The sequence below is a fragment of the Neptunicoccus sediminis genome (assembly GCF_001719615.1).
Classification (GTDB): domain Bacteria; phylum Pseudomonadota; class Alphaproteobacteria; order Rhodobacterales; family Rhodobacteraceae; genus Amylibacter; species Amylibacter sediminis.
In genome coordinates, this window is the sequence record NZ_MDVX01000014.1 from 32,079 (window position 1) to 52,676 (window position 20,598).

Annotated in this window: 21 protein-coding genes; 8 read left to right on the forward strand and 13 right to left on the reverse strand. The window is 59.5% G+C overall.

Features of this window, described 5'->3' with window-relative positions; genetic code table 11:
- Positions 1-451: 451 nt before the first annotated feature.
- From BFV97_RS14335 to gspG, 8 genes are all read right to left on the reverse strand, one after another.
- Positions 452-1,240: a hypothetical protein gene (locus BFV97_RS14335; RefSeq protein WP_069301084.1), complete on the reverse strand. Its 789-nt coding sequence runs from the start codon at positions 1,238-1,240 to the stop codon at positions 452-454.
- A complete protein-coding gene (gene gspM / locus BFV97_RS14340) occupies positions 1,237-1,737 on the reverse strand; it encodes a type II secretion system protein GspM (RefSeq protein ID WP_069301085.1) in 501 nt (166 codons plus the stop codon). The genes BFV97_RS14335 and gspM overlap by 4 nt, the downstream gene beginning before the upstream one ends.
- Positions 1,734-2,864, reverse strand: a complete 1,131-nt coding sequence (gspL, locus tag BFV97_RS14345) for a type II secretion system protein GspL (RefSeq protein ID WP_157888336.1) — start codon at positions 2,862-2,864, stop codon at positions 1,734-1,736. Before gspL ends, gspM begins: the two co-directional genes overlap by 4 nt.
- A 78-nt stretch (positions 2,865-2,942) precedes the next feature.
- Positions 2,943-3,872 (reverse strand): type II secretion system minor pseudopilin GspK, encoded by a 930-nt coding sequence (gene gspK, locus BFV97_RS14350; protein WP_069301087.1) that lies wholly within the window; start codon positions 3,870-3,872, stop codon positions 2,943-2,945.
- Positions 3,869-4,492, reverse strand: a complete 624-nt coding sequence (locus tag BFV97_RS14355) for a type II secretion system protein GspJ (protein ID WP_069301088.1) — start codon at positions 4,490-4,492, stop codon at positions 3,869-3,871. The genes gspK and BFV97_RS14355 overlap by 4 nt, the downstream gene beginning before the upstream one ends.
- A complete protein-coding gene (locus tag BFV97_RS14360) occupies positions 4,489-4,872 on the reverse strand; it encodes a prepilin-type N-terminal cleavage/methylation domain-containing protein (RefSeq protein ID WP_157888337.1) in 384 nt (127 codons plus the stop codon). The genes BFV97_RS14355 and BFV97_RS14360 overlap by 4 nt, the downstream gene beginning before the upstream one ends.
- Entirely contained in the window at positions 4,869-5,345 is a 477-nt protein-coding gene (locus tag BFV97_RS14365; RefSeq protein ID WP_069301090.1) for a GspH/FimT family pseudopilin, read from the reverse strand. The genes BFV97_RS14360 and BFV97_RS14365 overlap by 4 nt, the downstream gene beginning before the upstream one ends.
- Positions 5,330-5,800 carry a type II secretion system major pseudopilin GspG gene (gspG, locus tag BFV97_RS14370; protein ID WP_069301091.1) on the reverse strand — a complete coding sequence of 157 codons (471 nt, stop codon included), beginning with the start codon at positions 5,798-5,800 and terminating at the stop codon, positions 5,330-5,332. The genes BFV97_RS14365 and gspG overlap by 16 nt, the downstream gene beginning before the upstream one ends.
- A 130-nt stretch (positions 5,801-5,930) precedes the next feature.
- On the opposite strand from gspG, the gene BFV97_RS14375 reads away from it, so the two are divergent.
- The 5 genes from BFV97_RS14375 to BFV97_RS14395 all read left to right on the forward strand — a co-directional run bounded on the left by BFV97_RS14375 (position 5,931) and on the right by BFV97_RS14395 (position 11,398).
- The gene (locus BFV97_RS14375; RefSeq protein ID WP_069301092.1) at positions 5,931-6,674 is read left to right on the forward strand and encodes a prepilin peptidase; all 744 of its coding nucleotides are present in this window, start codon (positions 5,931-5,933) and stop codon (positions 6,672-6,674) included.
- Positions 6,675-6,762: 88 nt separating this feature from the next.
- Entirely contained in the window at positions 6,763-8,346 is a 1,584-nt protein-coding gene (locus tag BFV97_RS14380) for a tetratricopeptide repeat protein (protein WP_069301093.1), read from the forward strand.
- The gene (locus BFV97_RS14385) at positions 8,330-9,541 is read left to right on the forward strand and encodes a tetratricopeptide repeat protein (protein WP_069301094.1); all 1,212 of its coding nucleotides are present in this window, start codon (positions 8,330-8,332) and stop codon (positions 9,539-9,541) included. The genes BFV97_RS14380 and BFV97_RS14385 overlap by 17 nt, the downstream gene beginning before the upstream one ends.
- 195 nt (positions 9,542-9,736) lie before the next feature.
- A complete protein-coding gene (locus tag BFV97_RS14390) occupies positions 9,737-10,153 on the forward strand; it encodes a hypothetical protein (protein ID WP_069301095.1) in 417 nt (138 codons plus the stop codon).
- 54 nt (positions 10,154-10,207) lie between these two features.
- Complete coding sequence (locus BFV97_RS14395) at positions 10,208-11,398, forward strand: hypothetical protein (protein ID WP_069301096.1); 1,191 nt, start codon at positions 10,208-10,210, stop codon at positions 11,396-11,398.
- A gap of 81 nt (positions 11,399-11,479) precedes the next feature.
- Here the strand turns inward: BFV97_RS14395 and BFV97_RS14400 are convergent, their stop codons facing one another.
- Together BFV97_RS14400 and BFV97_RS14405 are read right to left on the reverse strand one after the other, a co-directional pair.
- The gene (locus BFV97_RS14400) at positions 11,480-12,124 is read right to left on the reverse strand and encodes a hypothetical protein (protein ID WP_069301097.1); all 645 of its coding nucleotides are present in this window, start codon (positions 12,122-12,124) and stop codon (positions 11,480-11,482) included.
- Complete coding sequence (locus BFV97_RS14405; RefSeq protein ID WP_245667753.1) at positions 12,114-13,187, reverse strand: GSCFA domain-containing protein; 1,074 nt, start codon at positions 13,185-13,187, stop codon at positions 12,114-12,116. The genes BFV97_RS14400 and BFV97_RS14405 overlap by 11 nt, the downstream gene beginning before the upstream one ends.
- Before the next feature lie 121 nt (positions 13,188-13,308).
- On the opposite strand from BFV97_RS14405, the gene BFV97_RS14410 reads away from it, so the two are divergent.
- Entirely contained in the window at positions 13,309-16,362 is a 3,054-nt protein-coding gene (locus tag BFV97_RS14410; protein ID WP_069301098.1) for an FG-GAP-like repeat-containing protein, read from the forward strand.
- A 47-nt stretch (positions 16,363-16,409) separates the two neighbouring features.
- On the opposite strand, the gene BFV97_RS14415 is transcribed toward BFV97_RS14410, so the two are convergent.
- The 3 genes from BFV97_RS14415 to BFV97_RS14425 form a co-directional block, all read right to left on the reverse strand.
- On the reverse strand, positions 16,410-17,915 hold the full coding sequence (locus tag BFV97_RS14415) for a M10 family metallopeptidase (RefSeq protein WP_069301099.1): 1,506 nt from the start codon (positions 17,913-17,915) through the stop codon (positions 16,410-16,412).
- Positions 17,916-18,020: 105 nt separating this feature from the next.
- Positions 18,021-19,004, reverse strand: coding sequence for a calcium-binding protein (locus BFV97_RS18490; protein WP_083225660.1), 984 nt, complete (start codon positions 19,002-19,004; stop codon positions 18,021-18,023).
- Positions 19,005-19,178: 174 nt separating this feature from the next.
- Entirely contained in the window at positions 19,179-19,859 is a 681-nt protein-coding gene (locus tag BFV97_RS14425; protein WP_069301138.1) for a DUF1236 domain-containing protein, read from the reverse strand.
- 339 nt (positions 19,860-20,198) lie between these two features.
- Between BFV97_RS14425 and BFV97_RS14430 the strand changes: the two genes are divergently transcribed.
- Together BFV97_RS14430 and BFV97_RS14435 are read left to right on the forward strand one after the other, a co-directional pair.
- The gene (locus BFV97_RS14430; RefSeq protein ID WP_157888338.1) at positions 20,199-20,372 is read left to right on the forward strand and encodes a hypothetical protein; all 174 of its coding nucleotides are present in this window, start codon (positions 20,199-20,201) and stop codon (positions 20,370-20,372) included.
- A gap of 13 nt (positions 20,373-20,385) precedes the next feature.
- Positions 20,386-20,538 (forward strand): DUF3309 family protein, encoded by a 153-nt coding sequence (locus BFV97_RS14435; protein WP_069301101.1) that lies wholly within the window; start codon positions 20,386-20,388, stop codon positions 20,536-20,538.
- Positions 20,539-20,598: the final 60 nt, after the last annotated feature.

A 20,598-nucleotide genomic window follows, 5' to 3' on the forward strand; every position in this document is an offset into this window, starting at 1 on the left:
CACGAAGCGGACCAACACGGTTTGCGGACACCCCCATTTTTTATACGAACCGGATCAATGGGAGGAGATATTGTACCGGTTCGCTTTTGTACCTCCATCCTTTCCGTAGCGCAGCAATGCTGGCAAGCACTGTAACGCCCCTAGCAAGGGGCTCGCGGCCATTGTGCCGAATATGTGCATAATTTCAGAGCGCTGTACAAAAACCAGGCAGGGAGAGGCCAGTGCTGCGAATTTTAGAGAATTCATCCGCTGTTAAGCATTTGATAAAAATTAGGCTCAAAACTGCCTGTTTATGAACCGACCCTTAAGTCAGCCCCTCTTGTCCTAAGGTCCGATAGACCGCCTTACTCTTAAAAAACTGGAACAAACCCGAACCACCCTCAACACTGCTGTCGCCACCCAAAGCAAACAGACACTCCCAGCCTGAGGCGTTTCAATGGCCCCCAAATACTCAGAAATCCGGCGCGTCCAGATCCATCCCGGGCGGCAGGGACCAGCCCGCATCCGTTTTCCGCAGGCTTTGGTTCAAATAGCGCCGCCAGCCCTCTGGCATATCAGGATTTTCCCCGATTTTCCCCTCCAGCGCAAAGACGTTTTGATTCAACCGGCCACGGCCCCCTGCGGAGAGGTCCAGAACCCCACCATCCGCCGTCACATCGCCCAGCCACTCCCCACCCGCATCATTTCTCAACACCAGCCGTACCTGCCCAAGGTCAAACCCGTCAAACCGCCCCTCCGCCAGACTGCCGGTCAGCGCCAGACTGCGGAACTGCTTCGCTGTGCCATCCAGCACACCGGACCCGTCCACCACCAGCAGCCGCCCTGTCAGGGGCAGGCCACGGGGCGCGGCATAGGTCGCTCCAAGGTCAATCACGCCTTCCCCTTGGGAAAACTCCAGCGCCTGCCAGCCTGCGCCAAAAGGAACCCTCAGACGCGCCTGCAAATCCACAGCCCCCGCCGCATCGGTTAGTGCGACTTTATAGGTCGCACCGGACAGGTCGATCCCGTCAAATTTCCAGCGCAGATCTACCGGCCCGCCAAAAGGCAAAAGCCCGGTCACATCCGCCAGCCGCCCCGCGCCAAACCCCGCATCGGGCGAAAGCGCACGGCTCCAGACGGGCAGGCTCTCTCCGGCTAGGGCACGCAAATGACGCATCCGTCCCTCGCCCAGCACCGCAAGCCCGAGCCCGACCAGCAGGCCGGTCACAACCAACAGCCCTTTCGCGACGCGCCCCGTCATCGGGCCACCTGCAACAGAAAGCTCGCCGCCACCACACCGGCACGGGGGCTGCTGTCCAGACGGAAGCTCTCTATATCATAGCCCCAAGTATCAGCACTCTGATCCAGCCACTCCCCCAAAAGCCGGAAATCCACCGTATCAAACCCCAGTTCGACCCCGCCGCCGTCCCGATTGGCCAGTCGGGTCACACGATCCCGCAGCCCCGCGGCAATCAGACTCTGTTCAATGCCACTGATGCCAAGCGCCACAGGCGCCGCGCTGTCCTGTGCGGGGTTGGCCGCATCAAGGGCGGCTTTTTCCTGCGCACGCTCTGCCACCCAAAACCGCAAATCCTGCGCTGCGGCCAGTTCCACCCGCGCCGCCTGCCGTTGTTCCAGCAGGGGCAGCACCCAGAACATCACCACCGCCAGCGGCAGCACAGCCGCGCAAAGTATACCGATCAGCCAGCGTTCCCGCGGCGCGCGGCCCAGAAGAAATGTCACCAGACGGTCCGTCATTGCACTGCTCCTTTGGCCGCCAGTTCCAGCACCGCTGCAACGCCGCCCGCTTCCGCAGTGCCCGCCGTGGTGATCGCCACCGCCAGCCCCGCCTGTTCCAAAGCTCCGACCAATTGGTCGAGCGTGGCAAAATCGGGCATCAAGAGATCCACCGTCAACCCGCCTTGGGGCTGGTAGCTGCTGCTCGTCAGTGCGCCCGGATAGTCTACAATCACCGCGCTGGCCTGTTTCAGCAGATCAAGGGGCTTCGGGCCGTCACCTTCCTGACCGCTCGCGCTGCTCTGTGCTGCCAGCACGCGGGACACTTGGGCGCGAATGTCCAGCACCGGCCCTGTGGGGACGAAATGGCGGCGCACTTCAGCGACCGTATCCGCCCTGACACTGCGGGCGGCCTCAATCAGTTCGCGGGTCTGCACCAGCATGCCGCCGGACCAGAACGCCAACCCCAACAGCCCCAACACCACCGGCAAGCGCCAGGCTTTCAACCGCTCTGTCAGGGATTCAAATGCGGCGCGGGGATCGCGGGCGAGATCCAGCGAGAGTTCTCCGTGTTCCAGCGCGCGGGGCGGGGCAAAGCCCTTGTCCACCAGCGCATCCGCACTTGAAAATACCGGCAGATCAAAACCTTCCAGCCAGTCTTCAACCTGATCATCAAGCGCACCCAGCTTCAGGATTGCCTCTGGCGGGGCCGCTTTGAAAGCTTTCTCCAGCAGAACCAGCGCCAGTTCACTTGGCGCCGAGAACCCGTCCTCCAGCCCCAGCCGCGCGGTCAGCGTTGTTTCTTCGGAACGGACAGTGCCCTGATGCAGGGTCCAGACCCGATCCGTCACCGGCAGGGCAAGGTAGTCGGGCAGGATTGCTGCACAGCGCTCCCCCGTTCCGGCAACACGGGTGCGCCAGTCCTCAAGCTGTTCGGTGGCGCTGACGATGGCCCGCTGCCATTGGGATTTAGACCCTTTCACCACGAAGGGTCGCAGTTCTGCTGTTCCTACAGGCAGGCCGGCCATATCCGAAAGCTGCCGCGCCGCCACCCGTTCGCGGGCCTGCCCTTTCAGACCGGCCGGCAGGTCCAGCGGCAGCAGCGGCGCACGCTGTCCGTCCACCAGCACAATGAACGACCCGCTCAAAGGGAGCGTCTCCCCCTGGTCGAACCGTACCAACGGCAATCCGCTGTCCTTGCCCTGTTTTACCATGGCCCCATTGCTCTAATTCTCTGCAAAGCGAAATATTGCCTTTGTCTTGCCGGTTTCCCCGGAGCGTTCCAGAACAACCTGTCGCGCCAGACGGGTTTGGCCCAGAGTGACAGAAATCCTTGCGCCAAACCAGTGGCTTGAGATGCCGTAGGGGCTGAAATCGAATTCCTCGGATTTTTCCTCCCCCAGCAGACGGGCCAGTTCGCCGTGCAGCGCCTCGGTGGTTTCGAACGGGCTGTCGCGGCGGGTCTCTACCAGTCCGGCGATTTCAGAGGCAGAGAGTTCGGCCAGCACCGCCGCCAGCACCGCCACAGGGGCGGTGTTCACATTGATCACCCCTTCGGTGCGCACCGCCGTAAACAGTTGCGCAAACCGTGCGTAGGCGGCGGGTGTCATGCCGCTGACCTGTTGCAACTGGGGCAGGATTTCCACCCCGCCACGGGGGCGCACCGGCGGGGTCTGTTGCAGATAGGGTTGCAGGTCGCGCGGGCCTTCGACACTGACAAATTCACGGATTTCAGTGCCGAGTTCCGCTGACACCCCCGCAGCCGCCAGCAGGCTGTTATAAGCGTCGATCCCGAACAGAATATCGCCGCCCGATACCCACCCGAGACTGAATTTCCCCGACAGATCGGTGATGTCATAACGCCCGCGCCCGCGATCTATCGGCACATCGGACCCGCCGGTTTTCGCCCAAGCCTCCCCCGGATGATCCGCCGGCCCACGGGCACGATCCGCGTCCAGCCGGCTGATTACCAGCAGCTCCAGCCCGTCAAGATAGGCGGTGGCCTGTGTCACCTCCTGTGTTGTGACCTGCCGCAGCCGGGATCCCTGCGCCAGTTGCAGCAACAGAACCGCCACCGCTGAAAGGGCCGCCACCAGCACCAGCGCATTGATCAGCGCCAGCCCCCTGTCAGCCGTGTCATGGATGCGCCGTTTCATGGATAGGCCACCAGAGTATTGATCCGCCCGAAGGCTTGCGTGTCGATCACCACATCCACGGCACGGGGCAATCCCGAAGAACTGCCCGCGCCAAGGTTGGGATCTGGGCCGGAGACCCAGTTGCCATCCCCGTCCAGACGGCGCACCTCGAATCCGGTGATCCCTTCGCCCACCACCACCTGCGGACTTGCAGAGGCGCGGTCCGCAGGGTTCAGCACCGGCCAGCTTTGCCGCGTCAGAACCCCCGCACCCCGATCATAACGCCAGATCACACGGCCAAGCCCCGTGACCTGTTCGCCGGGCAAACCATGCCGCCCGCTGATCGAAATGCCCAGCTCGACAGAGCCTTGGGCAATGTCAAAAGAGGAACGTGTCCGGCCACTTACATCGTGAAACTCAAGCGGGACGGCGGCCTCCAGATCGCTGCGCAGCAGGGCCAGAACGCGGGTGGTTTGTGCCGTTTGTTCGACCACCCCCGCCAGCCTGTCGCGGGTGCGCAGGGTGCCGGTCATGGCTTGCAGGCTCATGGTGGCCACCAGCGCAAACACCGCCAGCACCACGATCAACTCGATCAGGGTAAACCCCGCCTGTTGTTCTGTGTCTTTGCCCTGTGCTGTCATCGGGGCGGCTCCATCCGTGCATAAGTCACCAGCTGCGCCCCCGGCCCGCCTTTTGAAGACACCGCCAGATGCACCTCGAACAAGCCGCCTTCGGTTTCCTTGCGCGTGGTTTTAATCCTCCACTCATAAGGCCCCTGTTGCACGCTGGCGGGCAGGCCCAGCCCCCGTGCCAGACCGTAGATGCGGATTTCCGCCGCGCGGTTGGCGGCCACACTTCGGGCCAGATGGCGTTGCATCTCGCCGCCGATTTCACGGCGGGACTGATCGAGCGTGCGAAATACCGCAAGTGTGCCGATGGAGAGAACCAATATGGCGATCATCAGTTCCAGCAGGGTGATACCGCGATCCCGCCGCCCCGTTTTGCCCGCCCGCAGTTTCACAATCCGCACTCCAGCCCTTGCCAGCCGTCACTGCTGCATTGCACCACCTGACCGGCATCCGTGAACCGGATGGAAAAGGCGCTGCTGCGCCCGTCGGGCAGAAAAATCACTTCAGGCACCGGAGTTGACGGAACGGGCGCGGAAAGATCCCGCTGGAACACGGCGGCCCCGTTCCAGCGTACCCGCGGGCCTTCACCCTGCCAGACACCGTTCTGGCGGCGCATCACCTGCCAGCCCGCAGGGTCCAACGACAGGGCAACCGGCGTGCGGCTGTGAATGGCACTGTCGCGCAGGGCCGCATACTGGCTTTCAAAACGGCTGGCATCGCGGGGATACCCCCCGGTGCTGCGCCCCCCAGATAGCGACAGGCTAACCCCGAGCGACAGGATACCGACCACGGCAATAACCACCACCAGTTCCAGCAGGGAAAACCCCGCAGTCCGGCGGGATGAAGGCTCTATTCGAGGGTCCATGTGCCCAGATCGGCATCGGCCCCGCTGCCCCCCGTCACCCCGTCCGCACCAAGGGTGAAGACATCGAATTCCCCGTGCACACCAGGGGAAAGATACTGGTATTCATTGCCCCAAGGGTCCACCGGCATCCGGTCGATATAGCCGTTTTCGGCCCAGTTGCGTGGGACGGGTTCACTGCTCGGGCGGCTGACCAGCGCCCGCAGCCCCTGTTCCGTGGTGGGATAGCGGAAGTTGTCCAGCCGGTAGAGTTTCACCGCGCTCTGGATCACCGCAAGATCCGATTGCACCCGCGCCACCCGCGCCTGATCCGGCCGGTCAATGATACGCGGTGCGATCACCAGCGCCAGAATCGACAGGATCACCACAACCACCATCAGTTCCAGCAGGGAAAACCCTGCATCCTTGCGGCCCGCTTCAGATACAGAAGGCGTTATATTTTCTTGTGAAGTCAGCATAGATAAACCACGGTTTCCAAATCGGTTTCTCCAAAGGTCAATCCAGCGGAGAGTATTCAGAAGGACAATAGCGCAAAATAATGGGTCAGCAACACAAGGATAGCTCCCCGAACCAGAAGGTCCCCGCCCCGTGATCACGCTCACAGGAATAATACTGCTGCTGGTCAGCCCCGCAGTGGGCTCTTTTCTGGGCGTGCTGGTGGACCGGCTGCCCCGCGGGCAGGATGTGGTGCGCCAACCCTCGGCCTGTCGGGGGTGCGGGGCGAAAATTCCGGCCCGCGATCTGGTGCCGCTGCTGTCCTATTTTCTGTTGCGCGGGCGGGCGCGCTGTTGCGGCGCGAAAATTCCCGCCCGTTTGCCGCTGCTGGAGGCTGGCGCGTTTCTTGTCGCGCTGCTTATGCTGCTGCTTGCGCAAAGCGATCTGCAACTGCTGCTGGGGGCCCTGTTCCTGTGGCTGCTGCTGGCGCTTGGTGCCACCGATGCCACGGTGATGCGCCTGCCCGATCCGCTGACCGCCCTGCTGCTGGCCACCGGTCTGGCGCTGGCTTGGGAAGACCCGTCCCGCAGCCTGACTGCCGCCTGTCTTGCCGCCCTTGGCGCAGCGGCGGTATTTTGGGGCATCCGCATCGCCTATTTCCACCTGCGCGGACGGGAAGGGCTTGGCTTCGGGGATGTGAAGCTGATCGGGGGGATTGCCGCCGGACTCGGCGCGGCGCAAACTCCGCTGGCGGTGCTGGTTGCGGCCCTGCTGGCCCTTGGCTTTGCCGCGGCACAAGCCCTGTGGCGGCAAAGCCCGCTAAGCGCCACCACCCCCCTGCCCTTTGGCAGTTTCCTGTGTCTCGGCGCGGCTCTGGTCTGGTGCATAAGTCTTTGAAGGCTCTAGAAATCCGTTGAATTAACAGCCGCCATAGGGCTAACTGCCCCAAAGTTCCTGTTCCAGCCCTTTGAGCGAAAGCCCTCTTATGATCCCTGCCCGCCGGTCCGCCCTGATTTGCCCGATCCTCGCAGCGGCACTGGCTTTTGCCCCGCCTTCACAGGCGCAACAGACAGGGGCGTCCGCTCCGGCACAGATGGAGGCGATCGAAAAAGCCTATGCCGCAGAGGATTACGCCGCCGCCCGCGCCGGACTGCTGGAACTGGCCACGGCGGGCGATGCGCTGGCGCAGGCCCGTCTGGCCCGCCTGTTGCTGGACGGGCGCGGCGGCCCTGCCGACCCTGCGGGCGCGGTGGACTGGCTGCAAAAATCTGTTCAGGCTGAAAACGCACAGGCGATGGTGCTGCTCGGGCAGCTTTATCTTTACGGTGCGGCGGGTCTGACAGCAGACACGAAACAGGCGGTCGATCTGCTGACACGGGCGGCACGGGCAGGCCATCTGTCAGGCATGGTGCTTTTGGGCAAACTCTATCAAAGCGGGCAGGGCGTGCCGGTCGATCCCGCTTCGGCGGCACGGCTGTTCCAGAAAGCCGCTGACGGGGGCGATGCCACTGCCGCCTTCGAGCTGAGCAAACATCTCTCCCGCGGGTCGGGGGTAGAGCTGAACACCGCCAAGGCCCTGACCTATCTGAACGCCGCCGCAGAGGCCGGACATATTGAGGCGGCGCTGTTTCTCGGGCTTGCCTATATGACCGGACAGGGCGTGGCACAGGACAAAGCTGCGGGGATCGACTGGCTGTTGCGGGCTGCAGAGGGGCAGAACCCGATGGCGCAGCGCTTGCTCGCCACCTCTTATCTGCAAGGGGACGGGGTTGCACAAGACACAGCAAAGGCACTGCACTGGATGACAGCCGCCGCCAGCGCCGGAGAAGCCAGCGCCCAATCCAATCTGGGGTATTTCTATGCCACGGGCACCGGTACGGAACAGGACTTCGAACAGGCCTTCCACTGGTATAAAAAAGCCTCGGATCAGGGGTTGTTACGGGCGACCACCGCGCTTGCCAATCTTTATGAAGCCGGACAGGGCGTGGCGCAGGATCTGACACGGGCGGGCGATCTGTACCTTGAGGCCGCCGAACAGGGCGAACCCCGTGCGCGCGCCCGTTTCGCCCGACTGGTGGGCACCGGCCGGCTGCCCGCCCCCGCCGGTCCGCAAGGCCGCACCATCATCTGGGTGGCGGATCTGTTACTGGACAGTGACGCCCCTTCAGGAATTGCAGCAGAAGAAAAAGCCGCGATCCTGTCGTGGTTGCAGGGCCGCGCCGATCCGGAAGGCAACAACCACGCCACCGCCCAGTCCCGTCTGGGTCTGATCAGGGTGCAACAGGGCACCGCCGCACAGGATACGGAGCAGCTGGAACAGGGGGTGGCGCTGATCAAAACCGCAGCCGCACGGGGCGATGCCTTTGGCCAGTACCAGCTTGCCCTGCTCTATGGATCAGGCACCGGAGTGCCGCAGGATTATATTGCCGCCCATGCCTGGGCCAATCTCGCAGCCGCACGGGGCATGGCAGAGGCCGGACGCAGCCGCGATCTCTTTGCCAAACTGATGACCCCCGAACAGATTGCCCAAGCCCAGACACAGGCCCGCACCTATGTGGCAGAGAATTAATCCCGCAAGGGCGCTGACCCTTATCGCTGTAGTGTCCTTCCTGTCTGCCGCCCCGCCGGTCCAGAGTCAGGACCAGCCGCAACCCGTTGTAAGCCTTGCAGAACTGCTAAAGGCTGCACGCGATGGCGACAGTGCGGCGCAGCTTTATCTCGGGCGTCTGTTTGACGAAGGCACGCAGGTGCCACAGGATTTTGCCCGCGCACGCCAGTGGTACGAACAGGCCGCCACCGCCGGTCTGGCCGCGGCACAAAACAGTCTGGGCCGTCTGCTTGGCGCGGGTCTTGGCGGCCCTGCCGATCTGCCCCGCGCCTTTGAACTGATGAAACAGGCCGCAGACGACGGCACAGCGGCCCATCTTTATGATCTGGCGCAAATGTATGAAAACGGCGCGGGCACCCCGCAGGATATGACCCGCGCTGCCAGTCTTTATGAACAGGCCGCAGGGTTGGGCCATAGGGATGCGGCGGTCTCTCTCGGGGTGCTGTATCAGAACGGCACCGGTGTCGCGCAGGATTTTGCCCGCGCCCGCGCCCTTTATGAACCCGCCGCCACCGCAGGGCACAGCCGTGCGCAAAACAATCTGGGGTTGCTCTATACCCGTGGCAGTGGCGTGGTGCAGGACTACGAACGCGCCGCCGCCCTGTTTCAGGCCGCCGCGGCAAGCGGTTTGTCCACCGCCATGACCAATCTGTCAGTGATGTATGAAAACGGTTTCGGCCTGCCCCAAAGCGATGATCTGGCCGCAGACTGGGCACGACGGGCCAAATCGGACACGAAAACCGCCTTCCTGTCAGACCCCCGCCTTGGCAGCGCCATCCGCCTTGAGGACACAGCAACCACACAAAAGATGCAAACCGCCGCCCGCGCCGGTGATCCTCTCTCCGCCTATCTGCTGGCCTTTGCCCTGCTTGACCCTGCCAACCCTGCGCCCGATCCGGTTGCTGCTGCCCGCTTTATGGAACAGGCCGCCCGCGCCGGCATCCATCTGGCACAGGCCAATCTTGCGATGATGTATTTCGAAGGGGTCGGCCTGCCACAGGACTACGTTCTGGCCCGTGTCTGGGCCAGTCTCGCCAGCCTCGGAACAGACCCGAGACCGCTTGCGTTGCGGGACCGGATCACCCGAAAAATGACGTCGGGACAGATAAACGAGTCCCAGCAGATCGCGCAGCGCTACTGGCAGAGCAAGAGGTAGGCTACCATAGGTTGTTTATACGTGAAAAATCAGCAGCTTTAATTAAATATACCCTTCTAACTTCACAAAAGTTTTGCGCCGAAATACTTAATAGCTTATAAATTAGTGTAGAAAATCACACTCATAGACGGGCTTTCCACCCAAATTAGAGTATTCGCCATAATTTCGCTCAAACTCTAGGATAAGGTCCGGAAGATGTACAAAACAAGCCGAACACTCCCCGCCCTTTTCGTCGGTCTTTTTCTGGCCGGTGCCGCTTTTGCCAATGAACCGGTGGAGCGCACCGACACCACTACCCTGTGGTTTGAATCTTGGGGCAGCCTGAGCAATGCCACACTGGTAGTCTCCGGCCCTGACGGATTTGTCACCAATATCCTGGCGGAAAAAGGCTCTCCGAAGTTTTATCTGCGCGATGCGGCGCCGGTGACAGACGGGGTTTACCGCTATGAACTGACCGCCGCCACCACCGAGAAGATCAAGCTGCGCAACCAGCTGAACAACGGCCGCGGCGAGAACCAGAAAGACGAGATCGCCAAACCCTTCCAGATGGGCGGCAGCTTTGTTGTGTCCCGCGGGGTGATCACCAAACAAGAAGACATCGTCGAAGAATAACCGCTTAACACCATTCAAAGGGGGCACACGCCCCGCAAACGGGAGATTTGCAAAATGACTTTACTAAGAACCACCGCCGCCGCCCTTGCCCTGGGCACAGCCGGTCTGGGCAGCACCGCCTCTGCGGACATCCAGCATCTGGATGATGTGATCATTCGGGGCAGCCTCTGCGTCGGGCAGGATTGTATCAACGGAGAGAACTTCAGCTTTGACACACTTCGCCTGAAGGAAAACAACCTGCGGCTTCATTTTGATGATACCTCCAGTTCCGCCAGCTTTCCCAACAATGACTGGCGGCTGACTGCCAATGACTCCTCCAACGGCGGTGGAAATTACTTCGCGATTGAAGATGCCACGGCCGGCAGAACGCCTTTCAGGGTAGAAGCCGGCGCCCGCAGCAATGCGCTTTATGTGGATAGTCAAGGTGACATTGGCGTTGGCACCAATACACCAGTGACCGATATCCATACAAAAACCGGCGATAGCCCGACCTTGCGTCTGGAACAGGACGGATCTTCCGGCTTTACCCCGCAAACATGGGATCTCGCAGGCAACGAAACCAACTTCTTTGTCCGTGATGTCACCAACGGCAGCCAACTGCCGTTCCGTATCCGCCCGGGCGCGGATTCAAATTCGCTTTTTATAGATTCTAACAACGATGTGGGTGTCGGGACGGACAGTCCGGACACTAACCTCCATGTACGAACAACCGCAGCGGGTGGTGTTGTTGCCGCCTATGACCCCTCCGATCTGGGGCATTTCGCCGTTGAAAACGTCAATGGAACCACCGCAATCCGTACAATGGCCGCCCTGAAGAATAACGGTGACATATCTTTGAATTTCATCAACACGGCCAGAAGTGAGGTCTGGAAATTAGCCTCTCTCGGCGGTGCCTTCACAATCCTCTCCCCTGTAACCGGCGGCAACGAGTTTTCCCTTTCCAACGACGGAAACCTTACCATTACCGGCGACTTCATTTCAGGGACCGATACGCTCAACGTGCCCGATTACGTATTCGAAGATAGCTACGAATTGCGTCCTCTCTCCGATGTCGAGGCCTTCATTGTGGAAAACAGCCACCTGCCGGACATCCCCTCCGCCAAGGAAATCGGCGCCAAGGGTCTGAACGTGGGCAAAATGCAAATGGCCCTGCTGCGCAAGATCGAAGAGCTAACCCTTTATACACTCGATCAGCAAAAGACTATCACGGCGTTGAATACCCGTCTGGACATGCTGGAAAAATAAACCGGCCTTCCAACGGGCCAAACAAAAACCGGGTGGCGCAACGAAACTGTTGCGCCGCCCGGTCCGTTTCAGACGATACGATCAATCCGTCTGGCGGGCTGCCCATAAATCCAGGACGATCTGCCCCCATCCGGCATTTGCATGAATTGTATCCTCTGGCAGGGCAAACTCCGGCAAGAGACCTTGCGCATTTGCTGTCCCAGGGCGTGCATCCAGAAAAACTGCACCCGTTGCAGAAACCGCATCAATCAGTATGGTTTCGGCCTCTCTGAGCACCTCCAACTCCGGAAGCGGAACGCGCTGGGGGGAACAGGTAAAGAAAACCTTCCGCCCCGCATCTGCGAGCATCCGGTAAAATTCCAGCGCCACGGCCCGCGCATCCAGCACACAGGCGGCAAAGACATCCCCCGACATCATCTCGGAATAATGGGCAACACCCTGTGTTCTGTATAGTGCGGTAAATTGTGCCGCGAGACGATGTGAATTGAACCCGACCGTGCTGATGACCGGCGCTGAACTGCGGAGCAAATCGTGAAACAGGGGCCGGATTGGCCCGCTGCCCTCCAGAGTGATCTCGAAACGGTCTTGCTCAATCCGGTAAAAAGGTTCTTCCAGAAACCGTCCCGCAGAAACCGGCCCGCCCTGATACCCGAGACCTGTGGCTTTCGCCGCCTGTGCGATTGCAATTACGAATGAATCGCCAACCAGAAAAACCTCATCCGGCATTATAGAAATCCAGGATCATTTCATCACATACCAATTCGCCGTCCGCGGCGCTGTCGCTTCGGTTCGCTTCCTGACCCGGGCCGATTTCTTCTGCATGAGAAAAACATTTGAAGAAATGCTTCATTACAAAATCGATCCCCTCTTTTGTGATCGTGCGCGCGTTCGGCGCATAGAACATCCCGCGAAAAGACGGTGCTGTCAGAAGTTCGTAAGAAGGAAAATAGTCCACAAAATTGTGGCCGTTGGCCATATCCCCAGCCACGGCACGCAGGGTTGATTTGGTGTAGGTGTTTGCCACAAGCGCATGCTCCTCCGCCTTGGCTGTTGCTGTCAGTGGAACCGGAGAGACCGTCAACAGAACCTTGATCGCCGGATTTTCGCGGCGCAACAACTCCAGAACCGGCATCATGTCCTCGCGGATCGGCATGTAGGAAAAATCGATCATTTCATGCAGTCCGCCGTCGAACTTTCCCTTCTGGGTCCCCGGGCACATTGGGTAAACCAGCCCGGTCCGGTTATTCACCCAAGTCTCTGTTTGTCCGAGGGTAAATACAAAAACCTGCGCCTGCTGCACCGCGCTGCGAATAGCAGCCAATGTCCTTGCGCGGGCATCAAAAACCTCTTTGCGGGACGCAAATCCGTTCGGTTCAATAACAGGCCGGACGGGATCAAAGAACCGACCATCCTCAAACCAGACCTCATCGCTCTGTTGCAAGTCCCCGAAAGCCCATTCCAGCCACTGACGCAACAGCGCAACCGAATAGATATTCCCTGTCCGGAAGGAAAACACATCATAGTTGAACCGGCGGACATTCTCAGGAGAGAGAAACTGTGGCGCAGGTTCTGCATTGAACCAGTGGTAACCTTTGTTCTGCAACGCCCGTCCGACATTCTGCGCAAAGCAGGAACCGGCGGTTACAATCTTGTCAGACTGTGAAATCCTGAATTTGGCGCGGTGGATGCCAAAGACCCCAAAGGGTCCCGATTCTGCGATGGCTGTCCGCCAGAAATTCCTTGCACTCAAGGTTTTATAAGGATTGTCATGCACTTTTTCTGGGGGCAAGATAGAAAACTCCGCAAGGAAAAAAGGGTTTGAAAATATCTATTTTCTCCATCATATTATCGCCATTAATATCTTGAATTAAAAGTATTTTCAACGCGTTCCTGCACAGAATGAGTACGACATGCAAACCCTCGTCACACCGCCTTTTCAGAAACGTGCTTTTTTCACCCTGTTGCTGATCGTCGGTCTTGCGGCGGTTTTCTGGACGCAGTCGCGCTATCCGGCGCTGGATGAAAAGGCGATGATGTCGGGTGCGATCCAGCTCGAGGATTCCTTAAGCTTTGAGGCGAAATACCCCATTCTTGACTCCATGCCGGTCTGGGAAAAGATCGGGCTTTCGACGCTGAACTGGCTGCACACCAATAAGAATGGCATGACCTTCGGGCTGTTGTTCGGGGCGGCGATGCTGACGTTTTTCGGTTATCTGCGCCAACGCAGTTTCAAGGGCGGGTATCTCAATTCCCTGCTCGGGCTGTTCATCGGCGCACCGCTCGGGGTTTGTGTGAACTGTGCTGCGCCCATTGCCAAGGGTCTTTATGCGGCCGGAATGCGGGCGGAAACCACGCTTTCAGCCATGGTCGCGTCTCCGACGCTGAATGCGGTGGTGATGACCATGCTGATTTCCCTGCTGCCGCTTTATATGGTGGTGACAAAAGTGGTACTGAGCCTGTTTGTCATCCTGATCGCCGTTCCGCTGGTCTGCCGGTTGTTGCCGCGCAGCCAGCTTGAAGTGCCCCCGCCGGTACCCGCGACAGGCTGGGATCTGCCCGATACAACCCCGCAAAGCGAGCCGCTGCTGGCCGCTTTCCTCGGCTTTGTCAAAGCCTATGCCGTCAATCTGTGGTTCATCCTGCGCACCACGGTGCCTTTGATGCTTCTGGCCGGATTCCTCGGGGCGATTGTGGGCACATTGATCCCGCCCGAGACCCTTGAAGGTATGTCTTTCAGTGTCTTTATCGTCGTGGCCGTGGCCCTTGTGGGGCTGTTCCTGCCGGTGCCGATTGCCTTTGACGTGGTGCTGGCCGGGGCGTTGTTGTCTGCAGGTCTTGCGCCGGGATATGTGATGGCGCTGCTGTTTACGCTTGGCATTTTCTCGATCTATTCCTTCTTCATCGTGGCGGGCAGTATTTCCCTGCGCGCCGCCCTGTTGATGAGCGGGGTCATCATGGTGCTTGGCATCGGCGCGGGGATCGGCACGCAAAGCTATTACAACTGGCAGAGCAAACGGGCGCTGAACATCCTGCTGTCCAAAGACCACAGCGCCCCGTTTTCCCTGATCCCGATAGCCCATGCACAGGAAGCCACGGCAGATATTACAATCACCAAAATGCCCTTCACGCCGCCCTCGCCTGCCGCCGAGACCCCCTTCACCCGACTGGAGGGCTGGGAAATCGGCATCGACAAACCCATCGAGTTTTCCTTTCAGGATATGTGGCCCCCGTTCTGGGAAGGGCGCAGCCTGTCTTCGGGGGATGTGGACGGGGACGGGGACATGGACCTGTTGATCGCCTCCACTTACGAGGGGCTGTATCTTTATGACAATGACGGTGCGGGGCAATTCACCCGCCGAGCGCTTGATCTCGGGCCACTGGCCTCGGCGCCTGTGTTTAACGCGGCCCTTGTGGATCTGGACGGCGACGGCTGGCTTGATATTTTTGTCACCACCTACCGGCAGGGAAATTTCCTGATCACCAGTGACCGCGGAGATTTCAGCGCTGTTGGCATCACCCCTGTGGCCAACCGCGAAGATGCGATCCTCAGCCTTGCGCTGTCTTTTGCGGATTTGGATCGGGACGGAGATCTTGACGTGGCTTTGGGCAACTGGGCCGCAGGCTGGTACCGCCGCATCCCGGGCGAGGAATCCCGCAACCGTATCCTGCTGAATGACGCAGGCACGTTGGACGGCAGCCGCTTTACCGATTTGCCCGGTATTCCGGGCGAAACCCTGTCGATCCTGTTCAGCGACATCAACGGCGACGGGACCAGTGATCTGCTGGTGGGCAATGACTTTGAAATCCCCGATTACTTTTACCTTGGGGATGGTAAAGGCGGGTTTGAGGCCATCACTTACGCGCAGAACATCATCCCCCATACCACCACCACAACGATGGCCATAAAAACCGCCGACCTGTTGAATGACGGCACGCCGGAAATCTACCTTGCGCAGATTGCAGGACGCTCTTCGGGGGTGTCTTCGACCCTGAAGATGCAGCCGCTGGAGCAGTATTGCGACGGGATCAAACGGGCAGAGGATAAAGAAACCTGTGCGCGGAATATGGCGATCAAGACATGGTATAAATCGGGCAACAACTTTGACCCCAGCTATGCCGCCCGCTGCGCCACACTGGTTGGGCGCGACCAGCGGGAGTGCAAAGGGATGCTGGTGAAGGATCTGGCGATCCAGCAGAACGATCCGGCTGTCTGCAATCTGATCCCTGCGGACCAGAGCCTTGCCAAAGCCTATTGCACCGCCCATTTCCGACCTATCCGCCAACCCACACAGGCAGAAGCCGACGCCGCGATCCAGCAGATCCTGCGCTCTAACGTCTTGCTGGAACAAAACGGGGCGCAGGGCTTGCGCTTTGAGGACACCGCCGAGACCCGTGGCCTTGATGTGGGCGGCTGGAGCTGGGACACGAAAATCGCGGATTTTGACAATGACGGGGCGCAGGATGTCTATATCGTCAATGGTACATGGGTCCCGAATGAGGTCAGCCCCTCAAATCTTTTCTTTCACAATCAGGGGGATGGTAGCTTTGTTGAAAGCTCGGGCCCCTTCGGGCTGGAAGATTACCTGATGACGGCCACCGCAACTGCCTTTGATATGGATGGGGACGGTGATCTCGATATGGTTGCGCATCCGGTGAACGGGCCGCTGACTGTGTTTCGCAACAACAGCCAGGAGGGTAATGCCATCGCCTTCAGGTTGGAGGATCACACCAAAAAGAACCGCTTTGGCATCGGGGCGGTGGTGCAGGTCACCACGCAGGATGGCAGCACCCAAAGTCGCGAGCTGCAACTGGGTGGCGGGTTCATGTCCTTTGATGCGCCCGTGGCCCATTTCGGGCTGGGGGCGCAGACGGGGATTACCTCTGCCCGCATCCGCTGGCCGGATGGCCGCGAAAGCGAAACCGGCCCGCTTACCGCCGGGGCCACCTACAGGGTGATCCGTTAAACGCCCCCGTCTGTTGAACGCCCCCGCCCGTTAAACATCCGCGCCGGTTAAACGATGTTGAAATCGGTAAAGTCGATCAGGCTCTCGTCCACGCCAAGCAGTGTGACCTGCCCTTTGGTCCAGACCACGATAGTATCATCGCCTTCGCCAAACCAGGAAAAGCTGTCGCCCCCGGCGATTTCGATCATATCCTTACCCTCCTCAAAATCGGTGATCTTGTCCTTGCCCGATTTTACGGTGGTGTCGAAATGGAAGGTATCCGCGCCCTTGCCGCCGGTGTGTTTGTCATTGCCCTTGCCGCCGAAGAAATCGTCGCGCCCGTTGCCGCCCTTCAGCCGGTCGCGGCCGCCCCCGCCGGTAAGGTCGTCATTGCCGCCGCCGCCAATCAGCTTGTCCCGTTTGGCGCCGCCGATCAGATCATCCGCCCCGCCAAAGCCGTAGAGCCAGTCCTTACCGCCGCCGCCTTTCAGCATGTTCTTGGCGCTATTGCCGTAAATCCCGTCATCCCCGCCGCCACCAATGGCATTTTCGATCAAAGAGCGTTTATCCCCTTCAAACTGTAAGGCGTTGTAAAGATTTCCTTTTGCATAGACGACAGCCGCATCTCCGACAAAGATCTCGTCGTCGGCATAGCCGTCGTTCAGCTCGGCCCGCTGGCGGGTGCCATGATAATCAAAGGTGCTGTACAATCCGGGTTCCAGATCAATCAGCAGGGCCGTGTCATAGTTGGACAGGTCATAAGTATCCTTGCCGCCACCGTCCCAGATGGTGCGCAGCACGATGTTCTCACCGGGTGTGCCCTGCCCTGTGCCGTTCACAAACATCTCGCCGGTTTCGGTGGAAAACTTGTAGGTGGTATTGCCGCTGTTGGTGTCAAAATTTGCGCCATACATGCGCTGCAAGGCGGCAATATCCAGCATCATATAGCTTTGCGGGTTATGCCCCGGCGCATTGGTCAGGAAACGGATACTGTCAGGCTGACCAATATAGCTGTGATAGGTCATCACCGTATATTCATGGCTGTCGTGATGGTCCTCTATCAGCCCTGTGCCATCCTCTTCTTCATGGGCGTGTTTCAATCCCATCGCATGGCCGATTTCGTGCAATATTCCGGCTGTGAATGCGTAAGAGCCGATGAAAGGGTCTTCGTACTGGCCGTCTTTGAAGGCCATATCTCCGGCGGCTTCGTCGAGGTAGGGGTAAAACCCGTAAGCGGTGTAAAGCCCCTCAAAATCCCCGAACCGCAGGGTGCCGTCGGCGTTGTTTTCTCCCGGATCATCCCCGATTTCGTCAAATGTGACGAGCGCCAGTTCCGCCAGCATAGAAAACGCCAGCTCTGCGGCGGCGATCTGCTTGCTGTTAAACCCGTTGGCAAAACTCAGCCCTTGGGTGTCATAAGAAATATCCGCGGCTTCGTCGATAAAGCTGTAGGTGATCAGCGTGTTGCTGCTGGTGTCCCATTTTTGCCCTTCCAACAGCGCGTCAATGCTTTGGTCCGCATCACCCGTATTGGTGTCTACGCTAAAGGGAATATAGGCGCGTTCTCCGGCCATTGTCGGACTCCTGTCGAAATATCTGGCAAGCCTCTCGGGGGGGCATGCGGCTGGCTATGACGGATAGCACAGCTCCTCCGACAGCACAGCCAGCCCTAACGTATATTAAAAGAGAAAATCTGCTTCTGTTGTATCCGAAAGACTATGCCCGACCAGTGTGATGCGGGTGCCCGAGGGTAAAACCACCAGCGTATCTGTCGACTCTGCGCCTGTAGCCTCCAACTCCAATGCGCCAAAGGATTCGCCTTTCACCTGCAAGCGGTCCACGCCTGTGGTGAAATCTTCTATCCGGTCGCGGCCTTCGGATTTGCTGGCGTTAAAGACAAACACATCCGCCCCCGCGCCCCCCGTCAGCAGGTCATTGCCCTTTCCCCCGTTGATCCGGTCCGCGCCATCGCCTCCCGACAGGGTATCCCCTTTGCCACCCCCCGCCAGCAGATCGCTGCCCGCGCCGCCATAGATCTGGTCGCCCCCCGCCCCGCCGTAAAGCCAGTCGTTGCCGGAGCAACCAAACAGGATGTCCTTGCCGGTCTGCCCGTAAAACTGCGCCCGCGCCGGTCCTGCGGTTGAGATCACATCACCGCCGCCGCCGCCGTAAACCGTGTAGTCTTCGCCGCTGCCTGCACTGATCCGGTCCGCACCCCCGCCCCCATAAACCAGACTGCCCGGGCCTTTGCCTGTCGCATCCGGCCCGATGATCCGGTCCGCGCCACGGGTGCCGGCAATCAAAAGGGACTGTCCGCTTTCAGGCTGTAGATCGGTGGTCAGGGTCAGGGGGGGTGACAGATCATCCTTACTGCTGCCAAAGCGCAGGGTTTCAATCTTGGGCGCACCCGCCCCGTTCAGCGGGATTGCAATGCGCCCGACACCAGCCCCGTTCCAGACCAGCGCCCCGTCCTGCACCAGCACCCATTTCGCCGCCCATTTCCCATCACTATCAAGGATCGCCAGTTCGTCTGCCGCCCCGCCCCTGTCTTCCAACTCCAGCGTCTTGTAGCGCAGCCGGTCCAGATCCACGCGGTAGCTGTCCGACCCCACCGTCCCCTTCAGCACATCGCCCTTGCCCTTTTTATAAACCCGTATCGCCATAGGGCTGCACCCTAACGGGCCGGATCAAAAAAGCTGCTACAGAGTAGCTGGCATTTTAGGCAAAGGGGGGGCAAAAAAGGCCGCTAAGGGTCTAAAACCCCGCCCGACCATACCAAAAAGCCCCGTGGAGGGGTCCACGGGGCTTTTCATTAGGAATTAAATCTGCGGGGATATTTAGCGGATTACACGTACAATTTGATTTGTTTCCGCATCCACAACCACCGCCTGATTATTCACATTCAGGTAGCGGAATTCCGACTGGGGCAGCTCATAGGTTTTAACTGCTTCGGGCACACCGGCGCCTACAACCACTTCGCCGTCCAGATACACGGTCTCTACCGGATTGGAACTGATATAGGTGATGGTTTCTTCCTCAGGCTCTGCTGCGGCTGTACCGGCAGCCCCGCCCAGAATACCACCGGCAATGACGCCGCCGATCGGACCCCCAAGGGCAACACCTGTCAGTGCGCCGAGCGTTGCGCCAACGGCTGCGCCTTCGTTCTCATTCTTCTTGGTGCCTTCGGCGTCTTCATAGGTCACGGTTTTGACATTGTAGGACTGCGGGCGGGTCGTCAGAGCCACCGCTTTTTCCTCTACATTCACGGCCAGATAGTCAGAGCTTGACCAGCCTGTGACATCACCGAATTTCACCTGACACCACGATGTTGACTCAAGACAGCCCTCGACACTGGCTTCCTTGCCACCGGGGATTACACCCACCACAGAATGGTGCGGGCCGGGGCCGGAGCGGATGTTGAGGTCGGTGGCTGCAACCGCTTCGACTGTTTGCGCCACTGCGGGCAGCGCGGTAGAGATGAGAAGACTCGAGATCAGGCCTGTTTTTACCAGATTCATTTTATGTTCCTCCGTATAATTCATAACTTCGGTTTCATTCCGGTGCCGCCCGGACGGTAAGGGCACTGGGAAGAGCACCCCGTCCGCCAGCCGGCAACATTCCACTAACGGCAAGCAGCGGATGAAGTTCCTTGAACGGATGGAGAAAAAATGCGGCCCCGCAGGACCGGCATTTTTACGCCGTTCGGGGCGCACTTACCGGCACTATCCTGCCGGCCTGCGGGAAATAGATCCGGTGAAAACAGACCGGTGCGTCATGAAACAGACACTAAATCCGGCCGGACCGGAACTAAATCGGGCGTGTTGCGTTTTCCCTTCACAAAACACAAGGAGCAAAACATGTCCGATAGAGATACAACAGTCGTAACGACAGGTGGCAACGGCGGGAGCTGGTTCCTGATCGGTGCTTTGGTCGTGATCGTCGCGGTCGGTGCCTATTTCTTCTTAGGTGGCGATGCTTCGGGCCCTGACAAGGACGTGAATGTGTCCATTGAAAACCCTGTAAGCGAATAGAACGGGAACAGCCATGAGCACTGTACTTCTTGTCATTCTCATCCTGCTGCTGATCGGGGCACTGCCAACATGGGGGTACAGCCGGTCCTGGGGATATTTCCCGTCAGGTGCTTTGGGCATCATCCTGATCATCGTGATCGTGCTTGCCCTGACAGGGCGCATGTAGGGTACCGTGCCGGTCAGACCGTATCTCCACATTAAAGGACCCGTGCCATCAGGCTGCGGG

Coding starts and splice junctions, on each gene's coding strand:
- BFV97_RS14390 (WP_069301095.1), top strand. CDS start 9,737: ATGTACAAAACAAGCCGAACACTCCCCGCCCTTTTCGTCGGTCTTTTT.
- BFV97_RS14425 (WP_069301138.1), bottom strand. CDS start 19,859: ATGAATCTGGTAAAAACAGGCCTGATCTCGAGTCTTCTCATCTCTACC.
- BFV97_RS14395 (WP_069301096.1), top strand. CDS start 10,208: ATGACTTTACTAAGAACCACCGCCGCCGCCCTTGCCCTGGGCACAGCC.
- BFV97_RS14435 (WP_069301101.1), top strand. CDS start 20,386: ATGAGCACTGTACTTCTTGTCATTCTCATCCTGCTGCTGATCGGGGCA.
- gspM (WP_069301085.1), bottom strand. CDS start 1,737: ATGACGGACCGTCTGGTGACATTTCTTCTGGGCCGCGCGCCGCGGGAA.
- BFV97_RS14355 (WP_069301088.1), bottom strand. CDS start 4,492: ATGACAGCACAGGGCAAAGACACAGAACAACAGGCGGGGTTTACCCTG.
- BFV97_RS14430 (WP_157888338.1), top strand. CDS start 20,199: ATGTCCGATAGAGATACAACAGTCGTAACGACAGGTGGCAACGGCGGG.
- BFV97_RS14380 (WP_069301093.1), top strand. CDS start 6,763: ATGATCCCTGCCCGCCGGTCCGCCCTGATTTGCCCGATCCTCGCAGCG.
- BFV97_RS14385 (WP_069301094.1), top strand. CDS start 8,330: ATGTGGCAGAGAATTAATCCCGCAAGGGCGCTGACCCTTATCGCTGTA.
- gspG (WP_069301091.1), bottom strand. CDS start 5,800: ATGCTGACTTCACAAGAAAATATAACGCCTTCTGTATCTGAAGCGGGC.
- BFV97_RS14365 (WP_069301090.1), bottom strand. CDS start 5,345: ATGGACCCTCGAATAGAGCCTTCATCCCGCCGGACTGCGGGGTTTTCC.
- BFV97_RS14400 (WP_069301097.1), bottom strand. CDS start 12,124: ATGCCGGATGAGGTTTTTCTGGTTGGCGATTCATTCGTAATTGCAATC.
- gspK (WP_069301087.1), bottom strand. CDS start 3,872: ATGAAACGGCGCATCCATGACACGGCTGACAGGGGGCTGGCGCTGATC.
- BFV97_RS14415 (WP_069301099.1), bottom strand. CDS start 17,915: ATGGCCGGAGAACGCGCCTATATTCCCTTTAGCGTAGACACCAATACG.
- BFV97_RS14335 (WP_069301084.1), bottom strand. CDS start 1,240: ATGACGGGGCGCGTCGCGAAAGGGCTGTTGGTTGTGACCGGCCTGCTG.
- BFV97_RS18490 (WP_083225660.1), bottom strand. CDS start 19,004: ATGGCGATACGGGTTTATAAAAAGGGCAAGGGCGATGTGCTGAAGGGG.
- BFV97_RS14410 (WP_069301098.1), top strand. CDS start 13,309: ATGCAAACCCTCGTCACACCGCCTTTTCAGAAACGTGCTTTTTTCACC.